The organism is Spirulina sp. 06S082, from assembly GCF_034932145.1.
Classification (GTDB): Bacteria; Cyanobacteriota; Cyanobacteriia; order Cyanobacteriales; family Spirulinaceae; genus CCY15215.
On record NZ_JAYGHV010000247.1, the window covers coordinates 1 to 2,682 of the forward strand.

Sequence of the window (2,682 nt, forward strand, 5' to 3'; positions counted from 1 at the left end):
AATTCATCTTATCTTATAAAGATGAACCCAGTCCGGCATAAGCTCCGTAAAAGAAGATTCCCAAAACAGTAATGGCACCCATGCCGGCAACGAGAGCTACCAACCAAAGAGGAATTCGTCCATCTGCAAACATCTTGTTTTCTCCTAATTGCTTCTCAAATTAATTTAGTTAAAGAAATAGCTGGAAAATAAAATTCCCAACACGAAAATCAAAAGCAAACCCAAATACAGAGAAGTCCGATTGAGTTCTACGGGCTGTCTATTGGGATTTTTGAGTCTTTCCATTGTGTCCTCCTCAGTTTGTTTGAGTGTTATTTTTAGCTTGTTTTTAGCGTTGAATGAATTGCATGGCGGCGATCGCCCCCACAAAGAACACGGTGGGAACCGCTAAGGTGTGAACGGCTAGCCAGCGAACGGTAAAAATGGGATAGGAAACGGGTTGATTGGGTGAGTTAGTCATGGTGTTTAGGGTTGTCTTTTAAAGTTGTCTTTTACTGCAATTGAAATCTCTCGGAATTGATTATTTTCGGAATTCCTCGATTTGCTTGCTACTTTCAAAACGGTCGGAAACGATCGGCAATTCCAGACGATCTTGGGTAAAGTATTCGTTGGGACGAGGGGTTCCAAAGGCATCGTAGGCCAAACCCGTGCTAACAAAGAGCCAGCCGGCAATAAAGAGCATGGGAATGGTAATGCTGTGAATGATCCAGTAACGAATACTGGTGACAATATCAGTAAATGGTCGTTCTCCGGTATCACCTGACATTGCAGTTTCTCCTTTTACAAATGTTAAACGTTTACTTTACATGATAGAAAATTTGTTGACCTGACTACAAGCCTTAAGTCACCAAAATTTCAAGCATTTTCTGGGGAAGGTTCGTATCTGAGAATGATGCCGCGATCGCCGAGAATAAATCCTCGTTGCGAACTGGTAAAAATAATCTTGTAGAAGTTAGAAGGCGTTCCCTCTACACCCCGATCTTTTTGCCAGGTTTCGCCGCCATCAAAACTAACCAGTACGTTACCGCTTCCTCCAGTCACCCAGATTTCTTGAGGAGTGCGATATTCAAGGTCTAACAAACCCCAACTCGTTCCGGGTTCGGGATAAATAATATCATCCCAAGCCCCTTCTATTGTGCCTTCTTCTGGGGTCAAGTCTTCTGGGGGAGCAGAAAATTGCAATTGACCGCCCCGAGCAATGAGCCAAGTGCGCCCATCTGGACTGAATCCCATATTTTGCAATCGTCGGGAACTATTACGATTGTGAGGAACCCAAGCCGCTTGCCCCGGTTCCCAAGTCGAGTAAAAATTACCGCGAGAAGAAACGGCAATATAAGTACCATCAGAAGCACGATACATATTTCGCACGACTCCAACGGCTTCTTGAACCAAGGCGTGCCAGTGTTTGGCTCCATCTTCAGTTTTATAAATCGCCCCTAAGTCCGTGGCCATTTCGGCAATATTGTCTCCCAGTGCCTCAATATAGTAAGGCGAACCGGGTAATTTACTGCTTAAGGCAATGCGATCCCAAGATTGACCCCCATCCTGCGTGTGTAGCAAAATAGACGGTTTACCAACAATCCAGCCTTCTTTGCCGTAGAAGCTAACTGAGGTAAAGGTTACTTTTTCTTCTCCTAAGTCGAATTGTCTTTGATCCCAAGTTCGTCCGCCATCGTTTGTCTCAAAAAGAGCAGCGCGAGAACCGACGAGCCAGCCGTGTTGGGAATCTTCTATAAAAGCAATATCGAGGGCAGATGCTTCGGTTGGGAGTTCAATGCGTTGCCAAGGATTAGAGCTAAGACTTTCTAAATGGCTACACCCAACACAAAAGAAGATGATTGTCAATAATATTAAGAACTGTTTCAAGGCTCTCACAAACGGATTCATAAACGAACTTAGTAATCAGTAAAGGTTAATGGGGATAATGTTATTTTCCGAGGTCTTCAGTGCAAACCATACAAGCTGAGGAAAAAGAGAAAAGCCAAGGCCAAACCGCCAAAAATAAGGAGGTTTTTTTGGTTAGGGGTGAGACGATTAACGCCAAATCCATAGTTCAAATTTTCCTGAAAGCCTGATGGAGAGCCACTCGAACCAATATTGCGAAATTGAGATTTTCTGGCTCGACACACGGGACAGCGCCAATTCTCGGGTAAATCCTCGAAGAGGGTATCGGGAGACACTGCGGCATTGCTATCGCCTTTGGCTGGTTCGTAAACGTAGCCGCAGGACAAGCATTCATAGCTAGAGGGGGCTAACTCCGCTAGGGTTTTCTCTTGGACGGGGTCGCTCATCAGAAATCGGCAAATCTTAAAATCTTTGTTAAATATTATCACACGGCATTAACAAAATGTTTATTTTTTCGATCGCATTGGGCGATCGCGCATCAGGATTCTCTAGATTTTTGGGGCAATATTGCGATCGCGGGTTGTTTAGAGTTTTTGGAAATCTTTGTTAAATAGCATAAATCTTCTGGGGGACTAGCCCCCCAGACCCCCCATCGGGGGACGGGATGCCTCCCCCGAACCCCCTACATAACACCTAAGATGTTGCCGCCACCGTTGTATCGTCGATCTGAATGGTTTTAACTTAACCCGAGTTGCTAGTTACAAATATTATGTGTGTCGATCCCCCTAAATCCCCCTTAAAAAGCAGGGGGACTTCCAGATTCTCCCCCCTTAAAAA

At 44.7% G+C, this 2,682-nt stretch carries 6 protein-coding genes; all 6 read right to left on the minus strand.

Annotated features, from left to right (window positions below; all coding sequences use genetic code 11):
- Positions 1 to 13 precede the first annotated feature (13 nt).
- Positions 14 to 133, minus strand: a complete 120-nt coding sequence (locus VB714_RS15230) for a photosystem II reaction center protein J (RefSeq protein WP_323225466.1) — start codon at positions 131 to 133, stop codon at positions 14 to 16.
- Between the two features lie 32 nt (positions 134 to 165).
- A complete protein-coding gene (locus VB714_RS15235; protein WP_323225467.1) occupies positions 166 to 285 on the minus strand; it encodes a photosystem II reaction center protein L in 120 nt (39 codons plus the stop codon).
- Positions 286 to 328: 43 nt separating this feature from the next.
- Positions 329 to 460, minus strand: coding sequence for a cytochrome b559 subunit beta (gene psbF / locus VB714_RS15240; RefSeq protein WP_323225469.1), 132 nt, complete (start codon positions 458 to 460; stop codon positions 329 to 331).
- A gap of 60 nt (positions 461 to 520) precedes the next feature.
- The gene (gene psbE, locus VB714_RS15245) at positions 521 to 766 is read right to left on the minus strand and encodes a cytochrome b559 subunit alpha (protein ID WP_323225471.1); all 246 of its coding nucleotides are present in this window, start codon (positions 764 to 766) and stop codon (positions 521 to 523) included.
- An 89-nt stretch (positions 767 to 855) separates the two neighbouring features.
- Positions 856 to 1,887, minus strand: a complete 1,032-nt coding sequence (locus tag VB714_RS15250) for a photosynthesis system II assembly factor Ycf48 (protein ID WP_323225472.1) — start codon at positions 1,885 to 1,887, stop codon at positions 856 to 858.
- A gap of 56 nt (positions 1,888 to 1,943) precedes the next feature.
- Positions 1,944 to 2,291 (minus strand): rubredoxin, encoded by a 348-nt coding sequence (locus VB714_RS15255; protein ID WP_323225474.1) that lies wholly within the window; start codon positions 2,289 to 2,291, stop codon positions 1,944 to 1,946.
- Positions 2,292 to 2,682: the final 391 nt, after the last annotated feature.

Excerpts from the sequence above, each read along its gene's own strand:
- VB714_RS15230 (WP_323225466.1), bottom strand. The coding sequence starts at position 133 with ATGTTTGCAGATGGACGAATTCCTCTTTGGTTGGTAGCTCTCGTTGCC.
- VB714_RS15235 (WP_323225467.1), bottom strand. The coding sequence starts at position 285 with ATGGAAAGACTCAAAAATCCCAATAGACAGCCCGTAGAACTCAATCGG.
- psbF (WP_323225469.1), bottom strand. The coding sequence starts at position 460 with ATGACTAACTCACCCAATCAACCCGTTTCCTATCCCATTTTTACCGTT.
- psbE (WP_323225471.1), bottom strand. The coding sequence starts at position 766 with ATGTCAGGTGATACCGGAGAACGACCATTTACTGATATTGTCACCAGT.
- VB714_RS15250 (WP_323225472.1), bottom strand. The coding sequence starts at position 1,887 with ATGAATCCGTTTGTGAGAGCCTTGAAACAGTTCTTAATATTATTGACA.
- VB714_RS15255 (WP_323225474.1), bottom strand. The coding sequence starts at position 2,291 with ATGAGCGACCCCGTCCAAGAGAAAACCCTAGCGGAGTTAGCCCCCTCT.